The sequence below is a fragment of the Micromonospora cathayae genome (assembly GCF_028993575.1).
Lineage (GTDB): Bacteria > Actinomycetota > Actinomycetes > Mycobacteriales > Micromonosporaceae > Micromonospora > Micromonospora cathayae.
Window position 1 is genome coordinate 6,164,568 of record NZ_CP118615.1, and the last position, 20,499, is coordinate 6,185,066.

18 protein-coding genes are annotated in these 20,499 nt (G+C 72.5%); 4 read left to right on the forward strand and 14 right to left on the reverse strand.

The genetic code is table 11. The features are described 5' to 3' along the window. Window positions 1-3: 3 nt before the first annotated feature. The 6 genes from PVK37_RS27115 to PVK37_RS27140 all read right to left on the reverse strand — a co-directional run bounded on the left by PVK37_RS27115 (window position 4) and on the right by PVK37_RS27140 (window position 6,085). Complete coding sequence (locus PVK37_RS27115; RefSeq protein WP_275030655.1) at window positions 4-1,680, reverse strand: D-glucuronyl C5-epimerase family protein; 1,677 nt, start codon at window positions 1,678-1,680, stop codon at window positions 4-6. 130 nt (window positions 1,681-1,810) lie between these two features. Further along, window positions 1,811-2,404: a nucleotidyltransferase family protein gene (locus PVK37_RS27120; RefSeq protein WP_275030656.1), complete on the reverse strand. Its 594-nt coding sequence runs from the start codon at window positions 2,402-2,404 to the stop codon at window positions 1,811-1,813. Between the two features lie 96 nt (window positions 2,405-2,500). Then, entirely contained in the window at window positions 2,501-4,168 is a 1,668-nt protein-coding gene (locus PVK37_RS27125; RefSeq protein ID WP_275030657.1) for a bifunctional 3'-5' exonuclease/DNA polymerase, read from the reverse strand. 63 nt (window positions 4,169-4,231) lie between these two features. Then, window positions 4,232-4,618, reverse strand: a complete 387-nt coding sequence (locus PVK37_RS27130; RefSeq protein WP_275030658.1) for a hypothetical protein — start codon at window positions 4,616-4,618, stop codon at window positions 4,232-4,234. Window positions 4,619-4,743: 125 nt separating this feature from the next. Continuing rightward, window positions 4,744-5,169 (reverse strand): DUF6924 domain-containing protein, encoded by a 426-nt coding sequence (locus PVK37_RS27135; RefSeq protein ID WP_275030659.1) that lies wholly within the window; start codon window positions 5,167-5,169, stop codon window positions 4,744-4,746. Window positions 5,170-5,293: 124 nt separating this feature from the next. Beyond that, window positions 5,294-6,085, reverse strand: coding sequence for a GntR family transcriptional regulator (locus tag PVK37_RS27140; protein WP_275030660.1), 792 nt, complete (start codon window positions 6,083-6,085; stop codon window positions 5,294-5,296). 357 nt (window positions 6,086-6,442) lie between these two features. Between PVK37_RS27140 and PVK37_RS27145 the strand changes: the two genes are divergently transcribed. Next, window positions 6,443-7,678 (forward strand): helix-turn-helix domain-containing protein, encoded by a 1,236-nt coding sequence (locus tag PVK37_RS27145; RefSeq protein WP_275030661.1) that lies wholly within the window; start codon window positions 6,443-6,445, stop codon window positions 7,676-7,678. 432 nt (window positions 7,679-8,110) lie between these two features. Here PVK37_RS27145 and PVK37_RS27150 read toward each other — a convergent pair whose 3' ends face one another. From PVK37_RS27150 to PVK37_RS27165, 4 genes are all read right to left on the reverse strand, one after another. After that, the gene (locus PVK37_RS27150) at window positions 8,111-9,043 is read right to left on the reverse strand and encodes a carbohydrate ABC transporter permease (RefSeq protein WP_275030663.1); all 933 of its coding nucleotides are present in this window, start codon (window positions 9,041-9,043) and stop codon (window positions 8,111-8,113) included. A 12-nt stretch (window positions 9,044-9,055) separates the two neighbouring features. Next, window positions 9,056-9,967: a carbohydrate ABC transporter permease gene (locus PVK37_RS27155; protein WP_275030664.1), complete on the reverse strand. Its 912-nt coding sequence runs from the start codon at window positions 9,965-9,967 to the stop codon at window positions 9,056-9,058. A gap of 24 nt (window positions 9,968-9,991) precedes the next feature. After that, complete coding sequence (gene ngcE / locus PVK37_RS27160; protein WP_275030665.1) at window positions 9,992-11,425, reverse strand: N-acetylglucosamine/diacetylchitobiose ABC transporter substrate-binding protein; 1,434 nt, start codon at window positions 11,423-11,425, stop codon at window positions 9,992-9,994. A 100-nt stretch (window positions 11,426-11,525) separates the two neighbouring features. Then, entirely contained in the window at window positions 11,526-12,485 is a 960-nt protein-coding gene (locus PVK37_RS27165) for a MurR/RpiR family transcriptional regulator (protein WP_275030666.1), read from the reverse strand. A gap of 202 nt (window positions 12,486-12,687) precedes the next feature. On the opposite strand from PVK37_RS27165, the gene PVK37_RS27170 reads away from it, so the two are divergent. After that, window positions 12,688-13,767, forward strand: coding sequence for an N-acetylglucosamine kinase (locus tag PVK37_RS27170; RefSeq protein WP_275030667.1), 1,080 nt, complete (start codon window positions 12,688-12,690; stop codon window positions 13,765-13,767). Between the two features lie 82 nt (window positions 13,768-13,849). Beyond that, the gene (locus PVK37_RS27175) at window positions 13,850-15,211 is read left to right on the forward strand and encodes an acyltransferase family protein (RefSeq protein WP_275030668.1); all 1,362 of its coding nucleotides are present in this window, start codon (window positions 13,850-13,852) and stop codon (window positions 15,209-15,211) included. A 58-nt stretch (window positions 15,212-15,269) separates the two neighbouring features. On the opposite strand, the gene PVK37_RS27180 is transcribed toward PVK37_RS27175, so the two are convergent. From PVK37_RS27180 to murD, 3 genes are all read right to left on the reverse strand, one after another. Continuing rightward, a complete protein-coding gene (locus PVK37_RS27180; protein WP_275030670.1) occupies window positions 15,270-15,569 on the reverse strand; it encodes an AzlD domain-containing protein in 300 nt (99 codons plus the stop codon). After that, the gene (locus tag PVK37_RS27185) at window positions 15,569-16,411 is read right to left on the reverse strand and encodes an AzlC family ABC transporter permease (protein ID WP_275030672.1); all 843 of its coding nucleotides are present in this window, start codon (window positions 16,409-16,411) and stop codon (window positions 15,569-15,571) included. The genes PVK37_RS27180 and PVK37_RS27185 overlap by 1 nt, the downstream gene beginning before the upstream one ends. 77 nt (window positions 16,412-16,488) lie before the next feature. After that, complete coding sequence (murD, locus tag PVK37_RS27190) at window positions 16,489-17,832, reverse strand: UDP-N-acetylmuramoyl-L-alanine--D-glutamate ligase (protein WP_275030673.1); 1,344 nt, start codon at window positions 17,830-17,832, stop codon at window positions 16,489-16,491. 54 nt (window positions 17,833-17,886) lie between these two features. On the opposite strand from murD, the gene PVK37_RS27195 reads away from it, so the two are divergent. Further along, window positions 17,887-19,236 (forward strand): MurL-like N-terminal domain-containing, encoded by a 1,350-nt coding sequence (locus tag PVK37_RS27195; protein WP_275030674.1) that lies wholly within the window; start codon window positions 17,887-17,889, stop codon window positions 19,234-19,236. Between the two features lie 7 nt (window positions 19,237-19,243). Here the strand turns inward: PVK37_RS27195 and PVK37_RS27200 are convergent, their stop codons facing one another. Next, window positions 19,244-20,365: a transporter substrate-binding domain-containing protein gene (locus PVK37_RS27200; RefSeq protein ID WP_275030675.1), complete on the reverse strand. Its 1,122-nt coding sequence runs from the start codon at window positions 20,363-20,365 to the stop codon at window positions 19,244-19,246. Window positions 20,366-20,499: the final 134 nt, after the last annotated feature.

Here is a 20,499-nt window from a genome sequence, read left to right on the forward strand (position 1 = left end):
CCCCTACGACGCCGGCTTGATGGCGGAGTAGCCGACCCAGCGGCCGGCGTGGTCGCCGCCGGCCAGCCGGTAGTGCTCGACGCCGTTGAGCACCGCGCGCATGTCGAAGCTGACCGGGTCGCCGGCCACCAGCCCGGTCGCGCCCGAGACCATCGTGCCGTTGCTGTCGATCGTGTACGAGGTGAGCGACGCCGGCACCACCGTGCCGAGCCGGGGCAGCAGGTAGGTCATCCCGGCGTTCACCCCGATCGCGAAGCGCGCCCCCCGGGTCTCCTGGAGGTGGTAGCCGGCGAAGGTGCCCGCGCTGATCGCGTACCAGATGCCGCTGCGGCCACTGATCCGCAGCCGGTCGGTGCACGGCGCGGTGCTGTTGCGGGTCAGGGTCATCGAACGGCTGCCCAGCGCCGACCCGGTGCTGGAGAACTTGTACGCGGTGTGCGTACCGGCGGTCATCCGCACGTTGGCCTTGACCCCGATCGGCGGGAAGTCGGTGTAGTAGACGTCGGCGATCCGGGCGAAGTACTCGTCGCCGGTGATCGCGTAGAGCTGGGTGTGCTGGATGCTGTGCGTGGTGTGGTAGTTACCCGAGTCCTTGGCGTGCAGGAGGCAGTACTTGCTGCGCCACGAACGGTTGCGGATCGCGGCGTAGACGTCCCGGGCGGTGGTCAGCGCCCCTTGGAGGAGGATCTTGGCGTCGGCGCTGCCGGTCAGCCGCCAGTAGTCCCACAGGCCGTACGCGGCGAACGTGTGACCGTTGTAGGTGCGGTCCCCGCGCACGATCTCGGGATGCGGGTACTCCTCGAGCCAGAGCAGCCCGTCGACCACCCAGACCCCCCACGGCTTGCCGGCCACCGGCGGCAGCAGGAACGACGCGAAGGTGGCGTCGGCGGCGGTACGCCAGGCGGAGTTGCCGGTGACCTCGTGCAGCCGGACGAAGAGGCTGAGCGCCTGCCCCTGGGCCATGCCCGAATACCACGGGGGGCGGAACAGGTCGTGCACGGCGTGCAGGGCGTAGTTGAAGTCGTACGGGAAGAACCAGGCGGTGCCCCGCAGCGTGCGACGGTTGACCAGGCGCTCGGCCTGCTTGATCGCCCGCTGGAGGTACTCGACGTTGCCGGTCAGCCGGTGGCTCTCCAGCAGCGCGATGCCGTACTGGGCCTGGGCCACCGGGTGGTCGTACATCTTGCCACCGGTGATCATCATCCGGACGCCGGAGGTGTCGCGGGTGCCGGTGTCCTCCAGTGGCAGCGGGCTGCTGCGGTAGTACGGCCGCAGCTCGACCGGCAGGTCCCGGACCGCGAAGTCGTCGTAGCGGAAGCTGAACGGGATGGTCGAGGAGGGACTGAACTGCCGCCCCTCCCCGGGGGAGGACGACTCCACCTCGGACCGGCGGTCCGGGGTGAGGGCCCGCAGGCGGGACCCGCTGACCCGGGGCGCCCGGCCGATCAGGTCGTCCGGCAGCGGCGGGCTGAGCTCGTGGCGCGGGTCGATGATCGACCCGGTGGGGGTCACCCACTGTGCCGCCGAGCCGGAGGGCGCGGCGGCGGCCTGCCCGGCGGCGAGCACCGGTACCGCCCCGGCGACGAGGCCGGTGCCCGCCACCAGACCGGTCCCCAGGACCGACCGGCGGGACCAGGCCGGCGAGCGGCCCTCGTCGGGCGTGGTGTCGTCGATCTTCATTTGTTCCCCCGCGTGAACCGTCTTTATCAGCGTCTCCTTATAGCAGAGCGCGATGGACGTCGGCCGCCCCGAACGGGCCCACGCCGCAGACTCCGACCGATCGGCCGGCGGGAACGACGCGCAGGTACGGTCAGGCACCCACCCGTTGGGGTGGCACGGTCAGCCCGTACAGGGTCATCAGCTCCGGGCTGTCCACCCGGCTGCCGTCGGCCACGGTGTCGCAGGCGATGTCGACGATCAGGTCCTTGTGCGCCAACAGGTACGGCCGGGCACCGACGTCCGCGCTGGCCAGGGTGGCGATGCCGGGCCAGTGCCGGCGGCCGAACAGCATCGGGTAGCCGCGCAGGCCGCCGTAGGTGGCGCAGACCAGCGCGTCCGGGTACGGCAGCGCGGCGACCCGGCGGACCGCCGCGACGGTGAGACCGGGCATGTCGACCGGCACCACCACGACCGCCTCGATGGTGTCGTCGGCGAGGGCGGCCAGGCCGGCGCGGATGGACGAGCCGACCCCGGTACCCCAGGCCTGGTTGACCACCACCGTCGCCCCGGCCAGCTCGGCGGTCCGCCGGACCTCGGCGGCCGCCGCGCCCAGCACCACCACGTTCTGCGTACAGCCCGCCTCGGTGAGCACGTCGATCATCTGATCAACCAGCGGTCGTTCGCCCAGGTGCAGCAGAGCCTCGGGGCCGCCGATGCGGCGTCCCCCGCCCGCCGCAATGATCATTCCTGCGATCAGCACACCGGGTGCAACGAGCGCCCCCGCCCGTAGTGTCGGGTAAATCCGGATAATCAACGCAGAGGGAACAGGGTTCACCGGGGGTCAGGTGGCGTCGGCGTAACAGTCCACCACGGACAGGTCCAGCGGGAACCGGACCGGTGTCGCGCCGAACAGCAGCTCCGCCGCCCGCGCCCCGCAGCGGGTCACCGCCTCGGCCGCCGCGTCGGCCTGGCCGGCCGGGCAGTGCACGATCACCTCGTCGTGCTGGAAGAAGACCAGCTCCGCGTCGGTGCCGGCCAGCGCCGTCCGCAACGTCGCCAGCAGGGTGGACGCCCACTCCGCGGCGGTCGCCTGGATGACGAAGTTACGGGTGAACCGCCCCCGGGACCGGGCCGCCCGCGCCCGGGGCCCCTGCGGGTCGAACCCGCCGTCCACGGTCTCCGCGTCCGGGTCGGCGACGCCACCCGGCGGGCAGGTCCGCCCCAACCAGGACCGGACCAGCCCGCCCGCCTCGCCGGTGCGGGCCGCCGCCTCCACGTACCCGAACGCGGTCGGATAGTGCTGCCGCAGCACCGCCAGGGCCGGCAGCGCCGACCCACCCGTCTGCCCGTACATCGCGCCGAGCAGGGCCAGCTTGGCGCGCGCCCGGTCACCGCCGAACGACTCCCGGGCCAACGCGGCGTACAGGTCACCCGCACCACCGGCGGCGGCCAGCCGGGCGTCCCCGGAGACCGCGGCGAGCACCCGGGGCTCCAGTTGGCCGGCGTCGGCCACCACGAACCGCCAGCCCGGATCGGCCACCACCGCCCGCCGGATCACCTTCGGAATCTGCAACGCGCCACCGCCCCGGGTCGCCCACCGGCCGGAGACCACCCCGCCGGGCACGTACTCCGGACGGAACCGGCCGTCGCGCACCCAGGCGTCCCGCCAGGCCCAACCGTGCGCCGTCCAGATCCGGTACAGCTCCTTGTACTCCAGGACCAGCGGCACCGCCGGATGATCCACCCCGCGCAGCACCCACGACCGGGTGTTCGGCAGCTCGATGCCGGCGCGGGCGAACGCGCGCAGCAGCTCCGCCGGGGAGTCGGCGTGCAGTTGCCGCAGCCCGAACGCGTCGGCGATCCGGGCCGCCAGCCCGGCGAGCCGGCGCGGTGGCCCACCCACCGGGGACGCCTCGCCGAGCAGCTCGGTCAGGATCGTGTCGTGCACGTCGGCCCGCCAGGGCAGGCCCACCGCCGCCATCTCCACCGCGACCAACGCGCCGGCCGACTCGGCGGCCACCAGCAACCGGAACCGGCCGGGATGGGCGGTGCCGGCGATCCGGGCGAGCTGGTCGGCGTACACCCGGGTCAACGCCTCGATGCCCGGACCGGGCGGCCCGGGCGGCGCGTCGAAGAGCGCGCCCTGGCCGTCACCCGGCGGCGCGGCCGGCCGGGGCGGCGGGTCCGCCGGCACCGGCGCGCCGGTCAGCCGGGCCCAGGCGGCGGCCAGCGAGCGCGGCTCACCCCACCGGCCGGCGTACCCGAGCAGCAGCGCCTCGGTCAGCTCCACGTCGTGGCAGCGCTCCACCCGGACCCCGGCGCGCAGCAACGCCGGGTAGAGCGTCGCGCCGGACGCCCACACCCAGCGGGGCCGGTCGGCGGCCTCCCGGGCGGCGACGGCGGCGGCCAGGTCGGTGGCCGGCTCGGGCGGACCGGCCGGTCGCCCGTCCGGGTGCAGTGGGCAGAGCGCACCCCCGCCGCCCTCCCCCGCCACCACCGCGACCAGCACGCCCCCATCCTGCCCCCACCCACCGACACGCCGACGGCGTGCCGGGCAGGTGCCGGCGGAGGATCAGCAGGTACGCGGCTGCCAGCTCAGCTTGGTCACGTACATGGGCACGTAGAGGTTGCCCTCGCCGGGGGGCGCGCACACCGTGCCGGAGAGGTCCGACCCGAGGTAGTTGTAGGACCAGGTGAGCTCGGCGTTCCGGGAGGTGCGGTTGTAGTAGTTGAACGCCGGGACGCGACCGGACCAGTCGCTGTCGGTCACCAGGGACGGAGTCTCCGTGGGGCCCTCCGGCGGATGGTTCCAGTTGGGCCAGACGCAGAACATGCCCTGCGGGCAGTTCCCGGGCCCCCAGAAATCACCTGACGCCTGGGGGGTTGCCGCCGAGGCGGCGGGGGCGGTGGCCAGCACGCCTATGACGGAGGCGGCGAGGGCGACGGACTTCAGCAGCACGACTCACCCATTCGAGATACGTCGATGGATAGGCTCCCAAGCTAGCGCGGAAAGGTTGACCGGTCAAACACCTGGCTGGGGTGCTGCACACCGTCCGACGTTTACCGGCCCGGCGGACAGCGAAGCTAGAAGCCGCGGAAGACCCCGTCCGGGTCGGCTGACCGCGCGAACTCGAAGAAGTCCATGTTCGCGATGGACAAGTTGTTCTGAATCGCCTGGACCTGCCGGGGCAGCGCCCGGAACGATCTTTCCTGGCCCGTCTCGTTCAGATTGACGACCAGCAGCGGGTGCCCCACCGTCGACACCGCGACCGCGTCGACGACGAACGCGACCGGATGCCGGTAGTGCTCGGGATACGCGCGGGGGTAACCGGCCACGACGGCCGCCTCGTCGAGGCCGACCAGCGCCCGATCCTCGACGAACTCAACGCATGCTCCGAAGCCCTCGGCGGTGAGGCTGAGGATCTCGTACTGGAGTCGTTCCCACAAACCGTCGTCGCGGAAGTCCCCCCGCACGACGGGAACGTCTCTCGTATCCGGCAGAGTGATCATGAGGGTCGCCTCCTACCCAAACGGTCTTGACGCTGAGCTTCCCGCCTGGCACTGCGTCACGCCTCGACCGGCATGGTGCGTGCTCCACCCGAGGACCTGCACCGTCTACACCGTGACGGCCGGGTCAGGGGGCGGTCTTCCCGCCCGGCGGCGTCCACGGGTCGACGGGGACCTCGTAGATCAGCCGGTACCGGTCGCCGGGGAACACGATGTCCGCGGTCTCCACGGCGGTCTGTCCGGCGTAGTAGGTACGTTCGACCGCGATCACCCACCGGCCGCCGCGCCGGTCTAGTTCGAGAGCGTCGACCTCCTCGGGTAACGCCGGCCGGGTGGTGACCTCCTCAGTGAACCGGTCGATGGACACGCCGATGAAGTCCATCCGGGCGACGACGCCGACGACCGGCCCTCGCTCCGGATACTCCACCCGCGTGCCGCCCGTGACGGCCAACGGCTCGTACGAGTCGGCGAGCTGAATCGGGGACTCGTCGGCGAGGTACCGGTACCGGGTGTGCATGACCAAGGCGCCGGGCTGGATGCCCAGGCGGGCCGCCACATGGGACGGGGCGGGGACCTTCCGGCTGTCCGCCTCCCATCTCGGTTGCTTGCCGGCGGCTTCGCTGTCCCGGGCGAAAGGTGACGTGCTGCCGGCACGATTGCGCAGGTCCCGGGAGTGCGCGCGGCGGACGAGTCGAGTCCGGTCGCGTACGTAGTTGCCGGAACCGCGACGGCCCTCGATGAGCCCTTCGCTGCGCAAGAGGGTGAGCGCGTGCTTGATGATCGTGGTGGAGAAGCCCCACCGCTGCTGGAGTTCCCGCTCGGTGGGCAGCTTGTCACCGGAAGCCAGTTCACCGGAGAGGATCCGGGAGCGCAGGTCGTCCACGACGCGCTGATAGCTGGGCGGCTCCTTGCCGGTCATGGGTGGTCCCTCCGAGGTTGACGCACGCACTCGCACCAAGTCGACCATGGGCACTCAGGCGTAGCAACCAGGGTTCGTCTTCACACTCCGCAATTTAGTGCCCTTGATCTTGCCAGTAAGCAGAGTAAGTGCGCTAACTTACCGCCTATCGAGGTTCATAACCCTCAACCCGCACGCCCCCCTTGGACGTTTCGTCAGAAGGTGAGTCTTTCGTGGCTTCCGAGATGATCGTGTCGATCGTGTTCGGTGGCCTGGTGCCGGGTTCCTGCTGGGGCTCCTCGCGTTCCGGGTCAAGTCGCGGTGGTGTCCGCGCTGCGGGCAGTCCACCGACGTCCTGCACCGTACGGGAGCACGCCGGTGAACAAGGCGAACCGTCCGGACCACTACCGGGACCTGCCCATCGGCCGCCGAATCGCTCAACTCCGTGTCCGACGGGGCATGAACCAGCAGGTCTTCGCCGACCGGATCGGCAAGTCCAAGAGCTGGGTCGACAAGGTCGAACGCGGCGTCCGCCGACTCGACCGGCTCCCCACCATCGACACCGTCGCCGCCGCCCTCGGCGTGTCACCCACCGTCCTGCTCGGTCGCGACACCCGACACCCACCCGCCACCAGCGGCACCACCGCCAGCGCCCTCGAACGTGTCCGCGAGGCCCTCGCCAGCTACGGCCCACCGACCGGCCGCGACTGGCCGCCGTCAACGGCGGAGCTGCACCGGCAGGTCACCTACGCCCTCACCGCCTACCGCCACGCCCATCACCACCACGTCCTACGCATCCTCCCCGGTCTGATCACCGCCGCCCGGCACGCCAGTCGCCCCGAAGCGACGGCCGCCGCGGCCCGCCCCGCCGGGGACCTACTCGTCCAGGTGTACCGACTCACCGCCCACACTTTGGTCAAGCTCGGCGACCCACGAACGGCCTGGCTCGCCGCTGACCGCGCTCACACCGTCGCCGCCGGAGATCCCTGCCTCACCGCCCACGCCGCCATCGCCCTGGCACAGGCGTTACGGGCACTCAACCGGGCACACCTCGCCCTGAGCGCCGCCACCGCCGCCGTACACCCGATCGACCCCACCCCGCACCGCCCGTCCCCACCCGACCAACTCGCCCTGGCCGGCATCCTCCTCACCGAAGCCGCCATCGCCGCCGCCACCCACGACCCCGACACCGCCCACGACCTCCTCCACCGCGCCGGACAGCTCGCCGCCCGCTGGACCGCCGGACACCGCCCGGACGACCAAGGCTTCGGACCCGTCACCGTCACACTCGCCCGCGCCCTCGTCGCCGCCCACCTCGGCGACCACCACACCGCCCTCACCCACCACCACCAAGCCAGCCGCGACCCCGGCTGGCAGCGACTACCCGCCGAACACCGCGCCGCCCACCTCATCGACATCACCCGCGCTCACCTCGACGTGGGCGACCACCACACCGCCGGCCGCACCATCGTCACCGCCGACCAGACCGCCCCGCACGAAGTACGCCTCCGACCCGTCACCCGCACCCTGCTCGCCGTGATCCTCCGCGCCGGCCCGACCCCCGCCGACGTCACCCGACTCGCCAACACCGTCGGCCTGACCAGGAACGCCTGACGGCCCGGTACGGCAGGACCGTCACCGCTCGTGGCATCGCCTCCAGATGGGGGGGGTGACGGTGAGCGCGACGGCCCGGTCCCGTCACGGGTCGGCTCGGCAGGGGCCCGGGACGCCACGGTTCCCGCGGATCCGGTGGGAGCGAAATGCATTGCCGGCTGCCGGATCGGCACGAATCCTTGGCGCACGGGGGCGGCCAGCGTCCACTCTGGCCGGACCAGCAGGTGCCGGTGCGAGCCGGTCCACGGAAGGAGAGGGTGATGCGTAAGTGGGTGGGGCCGACGTTCCGGTAGGCAGAAGAACCCAGCAGCCGCCGAGACGCCACGACAGGCCCGGCCGGGTGCGTACCCGGATGGAGGCCGGCGGGCGGCGGGCCGCGCCGCGCGGGACCACCTCGACCCCTCCTCGGGTGGTGGTCCCGCGCGGCAGTGGCTACTTGACCGCGCCGGCGGTCAGACCGGACTGGATCTGCCGCTGGAACAGGGCGTACACCAGGATCATCGGCAGGATCGACAGGGTGAGCGCGGCGAACAGGGCCGCCCAGTCGGCCTGGTAGCCGGCCGAGGTGGAGATGCTGGCGATGCCCTGGGTGAGCACCCATTTCCGGTCGGCGCCCTCGCCCTGCATCAGCGCCACCGGCAGCAGGTACTGGTTCCACTGCCCGATGATGTTGAAGATCGCGATGGAGACCAGAGCGGGTCGGGCCATCGGCATCATCACCTGGAAGAACAGCCGGGAGTGCGAGGCCCCGTCCATCATGGCGGCCTCGGCCACCGACTGCGGCAGCGTCTTGAAGAACGCGGCCAGGAAGAACACCGTGAACGGCAGCGAGTACGCGATGTAGACCAGGATCAGCCCGGTGTACGTGTTGAGCAGCCCCAGGTTGTTGACCACCAGGAACAGCGGCACCAGGGCGAGGAACACCGGGAACGCCAGCCCGGAGACGAACAGGTAGTAGATGACCCGGTTGCCGGGGAACGGATAGCGGGCCAGCACGTACGCGGCCATCGCGCCGAGCAGCATGGTGCCGGTGGTGCTCAGGGTCACCACGAAGACGCTGTTGAGGAAGTACCGGCCGACGTTCGCCTCGCTCCACGCCCGGGCGTAGCTGTCGAAGTTGAAGGTGCCGGGCAGGGCGAACGGGTTACCGAGGAAGATCTCGGTGTTGCTCTTGAACGAGGCGAGGATGGTCCAGAGCAGCGGGGCGATCACCAGGATCGCCCAGACCAGCAGGGCGAGGTGGCCGAGGGTGGTGAGCACGCCCACCTCGGACCGCTGGCGGCGGGCGGCGGAGGCGGGCCGCCGGCCCGGCCCGGCGGCTCCGGCCGGGGCGGCCGGGGCGCTGGATGCGATCTCCGTGGTCATCGGTGTCCGCCTCTACAGCTCGATCGTGTCACGCTTGCTGACGCGCAGGGTGAGCGCCGCGAACGTGATCGTCAGGAAGAACAGCGCCACGCCCATCGCGGAGGCGTAGCCGAACTGGGAGTAGCTGAACGCGTTGCGGTAGATCTCCATGCCGAGCACGGTGGTGGCCCCGTCCGGGCCACCCTGGTCGACGGAGAGCACCTGCACGATGGCGAACGCGTCGAAGGCGGCGATGCCCAGGTACACCCAGGCCACCTGGAGGGTGTCCCAGAGCAGCGGCAGGGTGACCCGGAAGAACATCGCCGCCCGGCCGGCGCCGTCGATGGTGGCCGCCTCGTAGATCTCCTTGGGCACCGAGGACATGCCGGCGGAGAAGAGCACCACGTAGAAGCCGACCGCCTGCCAGACCAGCACCGCGATGATCGACCAGAGGGCGATGTCCGGGTCGGCCATGAACAGCACCGGATCGAGGCCGACAGTGGCCAGCGCGCCGTTGAGCAGGCCACTGTCGTCCGGGGCGTACACCCGGCTGAAGATGACGCCGACGATGACGACGGCCAGGACCTGGGGGAAGAAGAACACCACCCGGTAGAACCTCGACCCCCGGACCCCGGCCATCGCGCCGCCCCGGCTCCCCCCGCCCACGTTGAGCATGAAGGCGAAGAAGAGCGCGAGGACGATCGTGAGCAGCGGCAGGGCGAGCAGCAGGAGCCCGTGGTGCCGGATCGCCTTCCAGAAGACGTCGTCGGAGAAGAGCTTGGTGAAGTTCTCCAGTCCGACGAACTCCGGGTTGGCGCTGACCCCCCGCCAGTTGGTGGTGGCGAGGTAGAAGGCCTGGGCGTACGGCCCGAGGACGAAGGTCACGTAGATCGCGACCGGCGCCGCCAGGAAGCCGATGATGAACGGGTACCTGCCATGCCGCATGGTCGTCTCGTCTCCGTCCTCGACCTAGCGCTTGAACTTCTCGATGGAGGAGTCCTTCTTGACCGCGTCGGCCACCTTCTGCATCCGGTCGCAGAACTTCTGCGCGGTGCCGCCGGAGAACATCAGCTCGTTGGTGGCGGCGCGGGCCTCGTCGTCGAGCTTCTTGTACCAGGTGTCGAAGCGGTAGGCGAAGTAGTCCTTGCCGGCGGCGGTGAGCATGGCGTTGCCGCTGGTCAGGCCGGGCGAGATGTCGAGGCCGTCGACCGCGCCCTGGACCACGGTGAGCACCTTGGTCAGCTCGGTGAAGCCCTTCGCGCCGGCCTTGGAGAGCATGTGCCGCAGGTACTCCATGCCACCGCGGGCGTTCTTGCCCTTCGACGGGACGAAGTACATCTCACCGGCCGCCGCGTAGATGGCGGTCGGCGGCAGCGCGTCCGAGGCGGTCACGCTGGGCACCGGCATGACGGCGTACTTGAAGCCGGGCGGGGTGTCCTTGGCCTGCTCGTTCTCCAGCCAGGAACCGCTGGGGTAGATCGCCACCTTGCCCTGGTTCTGCTGGAGCTGCACCTCGGTGTGCTTGAGACCCAGGTGCGCCCGGTTGCCGTACTTGGCACCGATCTCGGCCCAGGCGGCGGCGGCCTGCTTGACCGGCTCGGCCTGCCAGGCACCGTCCTCCAGGTTGTCGATGTTCTTCAGCACGTCCGGGCCGCCGATCTTGGCGGCGCTGGTGAGCAGGACCAGGTACTGGTAGTAGGCGGCGTTCGCCCCGGCGTACGAGTACGGGGTGATGCCGGCCGCCTTGATCTTGTCGCAGAGGGCGGTGAACTCGGCCCAGGTCTTCGGCGCGGTCCAGCCGTTCTTGGCGAACAGGGCGCTGTCGTACCAGAGACCGAAGACGGTGAACGCGTAGTTCAGCACGTACGGCTTGCCGTTGAAGGTGCCCTGCTCGACGGTGCCCGGGACGAGCAGGTCGCGGACCTTCTTCGACGGGTCGTCCAGCGACGGGGCGTCGAACAGCTCGGTGAGGTCCTGCACCTGGCCGGCCTGGACCAGCGCGCCCTGGTCGAGCAGCTTCGAGCCGGCGTTGTTGACCATGTCCGGCGGGGTGTTGCTGGTGAACCGGGGCTGCAGGACGGTGCCGACCTCCTCGGTGGAGGAGAACTTCACCTCGGCCTTCGGGAACGCCTTCTTGTACGACGGGACGTGCACGTCGGTGGCGTACTTGGTGCCGAGTCCACCGGCGAAGATGGTCAGTTCCAGCGGGGCGTCCTCCTTGACGCCCAACGGGTTGGCCTCGGACTTGTCACCGGCGGCCTGCTCGACCGGCTCGTCGTCGCCGCCGCCGACGCAGCCGCTGAGCAGACCGGCGGCCGGGGTGGCCAGCAGGCCCACGGCGGCGGCGCGGCGCAGCACGGTGCGGCGGCTCAGGTCGGCCGGGCTCTCGGGGGTAACGGACATCGTCGTCTCTCCTTGGAAGTGGGATCTGGCCTGGTGGGAAAGGTCGGGGTGGGCCGGTCGGTGGGTGTGGCGGGACGCCCGGTGGGTGCCGGACGTCGGGTCAGGGCAGGGCGGCACGGGCGGCCTTGTGCCCGTCGACGGCCTGGGCGGTGCGTTGAAAGGCGGCGTGGGCGCGGGCGTGGGTGCGCTGCGCGACCGCCACGTACAGCAGGTCGAGCACCACGAGTTGGGGGTGGCGGGCGGAGAGCGCGTCGGGGCGGAAGGTGGTGGCCTGGCTGGCGGTGAGCAGCACGACGTCGGCCAGCTCGGCCAGCGGTGAGCGGGGGAAGCCGGTCAGCGCGACGGTGGTCGCGCCCCGGCTGCCCGCCTCGGCGAGGGTCTCGATGGTCTCCCGGGTCTGCCCGGTGTGCGAGATGCCCAGCGCCACGTCACCGGGGCGCAGTAGCGCGGCGCTGGCCAGACCCTCGTGCACGTCGTTCCAGGCCCACGCGGCCACCCCGATGCGGTGCAGGCTGACCTGCATCTCCTCGCCGACCAGGGCGCTGCCGCCGGCCCCGAAGATGGTCACCCGGTCGGCGCCGGCGATGGCGACGGCGGCCCGTTCCACCTCGGCCAGGTCGAGCAGCGCGGCGGTGTCGTGCATGGCCCGGGTGTCCGCGGCCATGATCTGCCCGAGCACCCGTTCGAGGGGGTCACCGGGCTGGATCTCCCGGCCGATGTCGACGGTCCAGCCGGCCGAGCGGGCCCGCCCGGTCTCGGCGGCGATGCCGAGCCGCAGGTCGGCGTACCCGTCGAAGCCCATCGCCCGGCAGAACCGGGTGACCGTGGCCGGCGAGGTGCCGCTGCGCTCGGCGAGTTCCACGATGGTGGCGCGGGCCGCCCCCTCCGGGTCGCTGAGCACGTGCTCGGCGACCCGGCGCAGTGCCCCGGTCAGTTCGTCGGTGCCGGCCCGGACCCGGGCCAGCACGCCCTCGGAGGCGACCCCGAGCGGGTCCCGGCGGTCGGACCCGTCGGTGTCGACCACCGCGGCGGCGATGGCGTCCACCCCGTGATCGACCATCGAGGCCCACCTTTCGGAAAAGAGTGTTAACTGTTAGTGGTAAAAGTTCTTACTGAAGGGCCCTCCGTGTCAAGTCCGTGGGCGAAGTTTTCAAACTGTTACCTGGACCACACCGTGCGTGGCGCTCCCGCCCCTTGCCAGCCGCACCCGGGTCGACCAGCATGAACCCGCCCCACGGGACGATCATCGGGAGGTTCGCGGCATGTCCGGCAACACCCTGGGCGACCGGGCCACCGGCGACGGCGAGCCGGGCGACCGGGCCACCGGCGACGGCGAGCCGGACGGCCGGGCCAGCGGCGGCAGCGTGGTGGTCGGGCTGGACGTCGGCGGTACCTCCACCCGGGCCGCCGTGGTGACCACCGCCGGGACACGACTGGGCACCGGTCGGGCCGGCGGCGGCAACCCGACCAGCCACGGGGCCGACCGGGCGGCCGACGAACTCCGTACCGCGCTGCGCGCCGCGCTGGCCGGGACCGATCCGGGCCGGGTCGTCGGCGGGGTGATCGGGCTCGCCGGGGCCGGCCGGCTGCGCGCCGACCCGGCCGGGCGGGCGGCCTTCGACCGGGCCTGGCACGACGCCGGACTGCGCTGCCCGTACACCGTGCACAGCGACGCGCTGATCGCGTACGCCTCCGGCAGCGCGGCCCCCGACGGCACCGTCCTCATCGCCGGCACCGGGGCCATCGCCGCCCAGGTACGCGACCTGCGCCTGGACCGGGTCGCCGACGGACACGGCTGGTTGCTCGGCGACGCCGGATCCGGCTTCTGGCTGGGGCGGGAGGCGGTCCGCCGGGTCCTGGCCGACCTGGACCGGCACCGCGCACCCGATCCGCTCGGCGAACAGGTCCTCACCGCGTTGCTCGGCCGGGCCACCGTCGCGCCCCGCCCCCGGGACACGGTGGACGCGCTGGTCCAGACGGTCACCCGGGCCACCCCGGTGGAACTGGCCCGGCTGGCTCCGCTGGTGGCGGACGCCGCCCGCCGGGCCGAGCCGGGCGGCTCCGCACTGATCGGGCAGGCCGCCGCGCACCTGGCCGAGAGCGCCACCCGGATCCGCCCACCGGGAACCACCGAACCGATCGTCCTCGCCGGTGGGCTGCTCACCGGGGGGACCCCGCTCGCCGACGCGCTCCGTGCGGAACTGGCCCGCCGCTGGCCGGACGCCCCGCTGCGCCGGGCCGGCGACGGTGCCGCCGCCGCGGCCTGGCTCGCCGCCCGCGATCTGCCCGAGGTCACCGACCCGGTCGCCCTGCACACCCGGCTGCTGGCCGATCGGCCGTAGCGCGCCGGCGTCGGCCGGCACGGTGTGCGGCAGACCGGCCGTTGCCCACCCGGCCACCGCTCGCCGGGCATAGCCTGACGGTATGCGCCGGCTGCGGCAGCTCGCCGAGCGGACGCCGGCCGACCGGGAACGGTACGTCGACCTGCTCCGCGCGGCGGCGATCACCATGGTCGTGATCGGTCACTGGAGCGTCACCGTCATCGGTCACGACGCCGCCGGCCGGCCGACCGGCCGGTCCGCGCTGCCGGACCTGCCGTGGGCGTACCCGCTGACCTGGGTGGCCCAGGTGATACCGGTGTTCTTCCTGGTCGGCGGGTACGCCAACGCCGCCTCGCTGACCTCCCGACGCCGCCGGGGCGGGGACACCGCCGGCTGGCTGCTCGACCGCAGCGCCCGGCTGGTCCGGCCGACCACCGTGCTGGTGCTGGTGCTCACCGCCGGCGCGCTGGCCGCCCGGCTGGCCGGGGTCGAACCGGCCCAGGTCCGTACCGTGGTCTGGTTCGCCACCGTGCCGCTGTGGTTCCTCGCCGCGTACCTGCTGGTGGTGCCGCTGACCCCGGTGACGTACGCCCTGCACGAGCGCTTCGGGCTGGCCGTGCCGGTGGTGCTGGCGGCCCTGGTCGGGCTCGGCGACCTGGGCCGGCTCACCGGTCCGGCCAGCCTCGCCCTGGGCAACTACCTGTTCGGCTGGCTCGCCCTCCACCAGCTCGGCTACGGCTGGTACGACGCCCAGCACGGGGTGTCCCGACGGATCCGCCGGCTGCCACCGACCCGGCGGACGGGCTGGCCGCTGCTGCTGGGCGGAGCCACCGTGCTGGTGCTGGCGACCACCGTCGGGCCGTACCCGGTCAGCATGCTGAGCGTGCCCGGCCTGCGGCTGGACAACGCCGCCCCGCCGAGCCTGGCGCTGCTCGCCCTGGCCACCGCGCAGCTCGGGCTGATCCTGGTGCTGCGGGAACCGGCCGAGCGGTGGCTGCGCCGGCCCGGCCCGTGGCAGGCGGTGATCGCGGTGAACGCGGTGGTGCTGACCATCTTCCTCTGGCACCTGAGCGCGGCGGTCCTGCTGATCGGCGGGCTCGACGCGGTGGGCCTGCTACCCACCCCGTCGGTGCACTCCCCGGCCTGGCTGGCCTGGCGGGTGCCCTGGCTGCTCATGCTGACGGTGGTGCTCGCGGCGCTGGTCGCCGTCTTCGGCCCGGTGGAGGCCCGCACCGGCCACCGGTCCCCGACCGGACCGTCCACCCGGAACGACCGGGCACGCGGCGCGCTGGCGGTGGTCGGGTACGGCGCGGTGGTCGCCGCCCTGGTGGTCAACGCGGTCACCCCGAAGGACGCGCCGGAGCCGTGGGGCCTGCCGGTCGCCGCGCTGGTGGCGTACCTGGTGGGGGCGGGTCTGCTGCGGCTGCTCCGCGCCCACCCGACGCAGCAGACGGACATGAGGTGAGCAGGCGCAGCAGCGAGTGGACGGACGCCCGGTGCGCAGGCGCAGCACCGGGCGGAGGTCAGGTGAGCAGGCGCAGTAGTGCGGCGGTGCCGGCGCCCAGGGCCACCACCAGCAGGAACGGCGCACGCAGCAGCACCGCCAGGGCGGCCACCGCGACGCCGGCCGCCCGGGCGTCCAGCACCAGCTGGTGGCCCGCGCCGAAGGTCTGCACCGCGACCAGGGCGGCGAGCAGCGCCACCGGCAGCAGCGCGGCCACCTCCTCGACGCGCGGCTGTTCCAGCACCGATCTGGGCACCAGCAGGCCGACGAGTTTCAGCAGGTAGACCCCGAGCGCGCCGAGCAGGATCGCCGTCCACATCACCGGCCACCACCGTCCGCGCCGACCCCGTCCCGGTCGCCGCCGACCCCGCCGGCCGCGCCCCGGGCGGCCCCGTCACCCGCGACGGCCCCGCTCCGGGCGGCCCCGTCGTTCCCGCCGGCCGGACTTCGGTCGGTGCCGCCGGTCGCGCCCCGGTTGGTGCCCCGCCCGCCGCCGAGCAGGGCCGCGACCACCGCGACCAAACCGGCCACCAGGATCGGCAGGCCGCTGGGCAGCAGCGGGACGGCGACCAGGGCAGTCGCCGCAGCGGCCACCGCCACCGCCCACAGCCGCCGGTTCCGCAGCCGGGGCGCCAGCAGGGCGAGGAACGCCGCCGGCGCGGCCACGTCCAAGCCGAGGGCCTCCGGGTCGGGCAGCACCCGAGCCCCCAGCGCCCCGGCCAGGGTGGCCACATTCCAGCAGACGAAGACCGCGACCCCGGTGGCCCAGAACGCCAGCCGGGCCTGCCGGGGCTCGTCCCGGACCAGGGCCATCGCCGCGCTCTCGTCGATGACGAGCTGCGCGCCGCCCAGCCGGCCCGGTCCACGTACCCGCAGCAGGGACGACAGGTTCAGCCCGTAGAGGGCGTTGCGGACCCCCAGCAGGGTGGCGGTGGCCGCGGCGGTGAGCGCGCCACCGCCGGCCGCCAGTACCCCGACCACCGCGAACTGGGAGGCCCCGGAGAACATCAGCAGCGACAGTGCGCAGGTCTGGAGCACCGACAGACCGGCCAGCACGGCGAGCGCCCCGAAGGAGAGGCCGAGCGCGCCGACGGCCACCCCGACCCCGGCCGCGTCGGACAGCACCGCCCGCCGGGTCCGCCGCCAATCCTGATCGGTCACCGCGACGCCCACACCGTTCCCCTCCCCCGCCGACCCACCGGTCCGCCCCATTCTGCCGGGCGGGCCGGTGGCGCAGCTCAGGCGGTGTCCCGGACGGCCTGGGCGAACACCTCGGAGCGGTGCTCGAAGTTACGGAACCGGCCGTAGCTGGGCGCGGCCGGCGACAGCAGCACCACCCCGCCGGGAGGGGTGAGCTTGCGGGCCAGCCGGACCGCCGCGACCAGGTCGTCGGCGAGTTCGGTACGCACCCGGGGCAGCCCGGCCAGGGCGTCGACGATCCGCGGCCCGCTGTCCGGAATGCCGATCACGGTGATCTCCCGGTCGGCCAGGTGCGCCCGCAGCGGCGCGTAGTCCAACCCCCGGTCAGTACCGCCGACGATCACCGTCAACGGCCGGGCGTCGTACGCGTCGATCGCGTGCATCGCCGCGTACGGGCTGGTGGCGAGGGTGTCGTCGACGAAGGTGAGCCCGGACGGGTCGGCGATCTCGGTGAGCCGGTGGGCCAGCCCCTGGAACCCGGCGACCGCCGCCCCGATCTCGGCGGACCGGCCCGGCACGTCCACGCCGAGCGCGTCGAGCACGGCGAGCGCCACGCACAGGTTCCCCGCGTTGTGCGCGCCGACCAGCGGCAACGTGGTACGCGGGAAGAGCGGCCGGTCGGCGGCGTGGAACCAGGGCGTGCCGTCCGGGCCGGACGCGACGTGGAAGCCGCCGGGCAGGCCGGCCCGGACCGCCGGGTGGTCGCCCAGCTCGGCGGCGAGCCGCTCGTCGGTGCCGTTGACCACGGTGGTCTCCGGGCCGTGGGCGAGCAGGTTCAGCTTGTCCCGGTAGTACTCGCGTTCGCCGCCGTGCGCGTCCAGGTGCTCCGGGAACAGCGCGGTGACCACCGCCACCCGGGGCGAGTCGGTCAGGTCGGCGCACTGGTAGCTGGACAGTTCCAGCACGTACAGCTCGGCGTCGGGCAGGTCGAGCAGGGGTACGCCGATGTTGCCGCCGAAGACGTTGGGCCGGCCGACGGCGGTGAGCAGGTGGCTGATCAGGCTGGAGGTGGTGCTCTTGCCCTTGCTGCCGGTGACCCCGACGGTGCGGGCGGCGTGGTCGGCCATCCACAGCGCGCTGCCACCGGTGACGGTGACGCCCCGGCGACGCAGCTCGACCAGCCACGGGTGGGTCTGCGGCACGCCCGGCGAGCGGACCACCACGTCGGCGGCGGCCAGCGCCGGGAACGCCCCGTCACCGGTGACCAGCGGCGCGGCCTCGGCCAACGGGCCGGACCAGTCCAGCGAGAGGAAGTTCGCGCTGTCGTCGACGGCGACCAGATTGGCCGGACCGTGCGCGGCCACCGCGGTCACCGCCGCCCGGCCCTCCCGCCCGGTGCCCCAGACGGCCACGGTACGTCCGTGCAGGTCAGACAGGCGCACAGGTGATCTCCTCCAGCCGGGTACGGGCTCATTTGTCACGGCCTAGTATGGCGTGTGCCCAACGAACAGCTCCGGCGGATGGACGCCTTCACCTTCCCGTCCCGCACGATCGACCTGTCCACCGGCGAGGTGCGGCTGGACTACGCGCTCACCGGCCCGGACGGCGACCTGCGGTTCACCGAGGTGGTCACCCTGCCGCTGCCGGCCCAGCCGCCGTCGGCGGCCACCGTCGCCACCCTCGACCGGGTGCTGGAGCTGCTGCACCTGGCCGCCGGGGTGAGCTACTACAAGGCCGCCGCGCCGCCCCGGCTGGTGACGCCGGCACCGCTGGGCCCGGCCGCCGTGGCCTGGCTCACCGCCGTCTACACCAGCGGCCTGGCCGAGTACGCGTACCGCAACCAGCTCCCGTACGTGCTGGAACTGACCCCCGAGGTGCCGGCCGGTTCGGTGCCACCGGCGACCGTGGTCGACACCAGCGAGCGGCGTCCCCTCTCGGCGGTCGGCGGCGGCAAGGACTCCATCGTCAGCCTGGAGGCGCTGCGGCGGGCCGGCATGGACCCGGTGCCCTTCTCGGTCAACCCGAACCACGTGATCGTGTCGGTGAACGAGGCGTCCGGGCTGGCCGCGCTGGCCGCCCGGCGGCAGCTGGACCCGGCGCTGTTCGCGCTGAACAAGGCAGGCGCCCGCAACGGGCACATCCCGGTCACCGCGATCAACTCGCTGATCGCGGTCGCGACCGCCGTGCTGCACGGGCTCGGTCCGGTGGTGATGTCCAACGAGCGGTCCGCGTCCGACCCGAACCTGATCTGGAACGGACACGAGATCAACCACCAGTGGTCCAAGGGCGTCGAGGCGGAGGAGCTGATCCGGGGCGCGCTGACCGAGCACGCCGGCCTCACCGAGCCGTACTTCTCGCTGTTGCGCAGCCTGTCGGAGCTGCACATCGCCCGGTTGTTCGCCGGGTTCACCCGGTACGACGACGTGGTGACCAGCTGCAACGCCGCGTTCAAGCTGCACGACCCGAGCGCCCGCTGGTGCCGGGACTGCCCGAAGTGCCGGTTCGTCTTCCTGGCGCTGGCCCCGTTCATGCCCCGCGAGCGGATCACCCACGTCTTCGGCGGGGACCTGCTCGCCGACCCCGCCCAGCTCCCCGGCTACCGGGAGCTGCTCGGGGTCGACGGGCACAAGCCGTTCGAGTGCGTCGGCGAGGTCGAGGAGTCCGTGGTGGCGTTGAGCCTGCTCGCCGAGCAGGACCAGTGGCGGGACGCGCCGGTGGTCCGGGCGCTGGTCGAGGCGGTGCCGCCGCAGGCGTGGACGGCGGCGGCCGGCTCCGACGTGTTCACCCCGGGCGGGCCGAACTTCGTCCCGCCCGCGTACGCGAAGGCCCTGGCGGCGCTGACCTGAGGCCGGGTCAGCGGTACCAGGGCCCGGCGGGTTGGCACGGGTCCGCCGAGGCCGGTCGGACGTGCATCTTCTCGGACAGGCCGAGCGGGGCCAGGTGGGTGCGGAACGAATCCGACCAGTTGTAGGTGAGGAAGTCGTTGACGACCTTGGTGAGTTCGGCGCAGAGCCGGGGCATGTTGTTCGGGATCGCCACGCCGTACTTCTCCGCGCCGTAGTTCAACGGGACCGGCGGCGACAACCCGAGCCTCTTGGCGAATCCGGCAACCAGTGACCGGTCGTTGGAGACGGCGTCGACCCGGTCGCCCTGGAACTCCGCCACGCAGGCGGCCAGCGAGTTCTCCCGGACCGGGTTCCAGCCGATCTGGGTGAGTTTCTCGTCGCTGCGGGAGTTCCGCACCACGCACACCCGTCCCCGGGCGATCTGCGAGATGCTGGTGACCTTCGGGTCCCGGGCGAGGAAGCCCTGGCTGTCGACGAAGTACGGTCCGACGAAGTCGACCCGCTCCGCCCGCTCCGGCGTCATGCTGAAGTTGGACACGACGAGCTTCACCGGCTTCTGTTCCACGCCCGCGCCGTCCTTGCTCCACTCGCCCCGCAGCGCCGCGAACCGGTTCTCCAGGGTGCCCAGGTCCACCCAGGTGACCCGGGACGAGGAGAAGTACGCCTGGATCTCGTTGACCAGGTCGACGTCGAACCCCTCCGGGTTGCCGCTGCCGGTGTCGGTGTGCCAGCCCTGGTACTCGAAGGCGACGTACCCGACCCGGATGTCGCCCGACATGTAGTCGAACGGGTCCGACTCGCGGCGGATCCACCAGACGGCGACCGTACCCAGCATCACGATCACGATGAACGCCGCCGCCGACTTGAAGGTGCGTCGCCGGTCCCGGGGCACCTTCAGGAAGGGCGCCTTGAACGCACCCCGGTCGATGAGGATGGTCACGATGATCGCCAGCACACTGAGCGGGAACCCGATGATGGCCGCCGCGTCCGCGCCCCAGGCCCGGTTGGACAGCAGGAAGACGGTGGCACCGCCGACGGCGATCACCGCCGGCACCACCCAGAACAGCTCCCGGGTCAGGGACGTCGCCGGGCCGGGCTGCGAGACCCGTCCACCCTCCGAGTCGTTCATGCCGGCACCTCGCCTTCACCCGGTTGATGCGTGGGTTCTGCAGTGTGCGGCCGAAAGGTCATACCTGTCGACGAACTGTCATCCGTTTGTCACAAGGAGGAAGAAGTCCGTCCGTCAGCAGGCGCGGACAGCGG

Bases quoted from the DNA above. Each gene is read 5' to 3' on its own strand.
- ngcE (WP_275030665.1), bottom strand. From the start codon at position 11,425: ATGTCCGTTACCCCCGAGAGCCCGGCCGACCTGAGCCGCCGCACCGTG.
- PVK37_RS27175 (WP_275030668.1), top strand. From the start codon at position 13,850: ATGCGCCGGCTGCGGCAGCTCGCCGAGCGGACGCCGGCCGACCGGGAA.
- PVK37_RS27165 (WP_275030666.1), bottom strand. From the start codon at position 12,485: ATGGTCGATCACGGGGTGGACGCCATCGCCGCCGCGGTGGTCGACACC.
- PVK37_RS27150 (WP_275030663.1), bottom strand. From the start codon at position 9,043: ATGACCACGGAGATCGCATCCAGCGCCCCGGCCGCCCCGGCCGGAGCC.
- PVK37_RS27140 (WP_275030660.1), bottom strand. From the start codon at position 6,085: ATGACCGGCAAGGAGCCGCCCAGCTATCAGCGCGTCGTGGACGACCTG.
- PVK37_RS27155 (WP_275030664.1), bottom strand. From the start codon at position 9,967: ATGCGGCATGGCAGGTACCCGTTCATCATCGGCTTCCTGGCGGCGCCG.
- PVK37_RS27200 (WP_275030675.1), bottom strand. From the start codon at position 20,365: ATGAACGACTCGGAGGGTGGACGGGTCTCGCAGCCCGGCCCGGCGACG.
- PVK37_RS27115 (WP_275030655.1), bottom strand. From the start codon at position 1,680: ATGAAGATCGACGACACCACGCCCGACGAGGGCCGCTCGCCGGCCTGG.
- PVK37_RS27135 (WP_275030659.1), bottom strand. From the start codon at position 5,169: ATGATCACTCTGCCGGATACGAGAGACGTTCCCGTCGTGCGGGGGGAC.
- PVK37_RS27170 (WP_275030667.1), top strand. From the start codon at position 12,688: ATGTCCGGCAACACCCTGGGCGACCGGGCCACCGGCGACGGCGAGCCG.
- PVK37_RS27120 (WP_275030656.1), bottom strand. From the start codon at position 2,404: ATGATCATTGCGGCGGGCGGGGGACGCCGCATCGGCGGCCCCGAGGCT.
- PVK37_RS27180 (WP_275030670.1), bottom strand. From the start codon at position 15,569: ATGTGGACGGCGATCCTGCTCGGCGCGCTCGGGGTCTACCTGCTGAAA.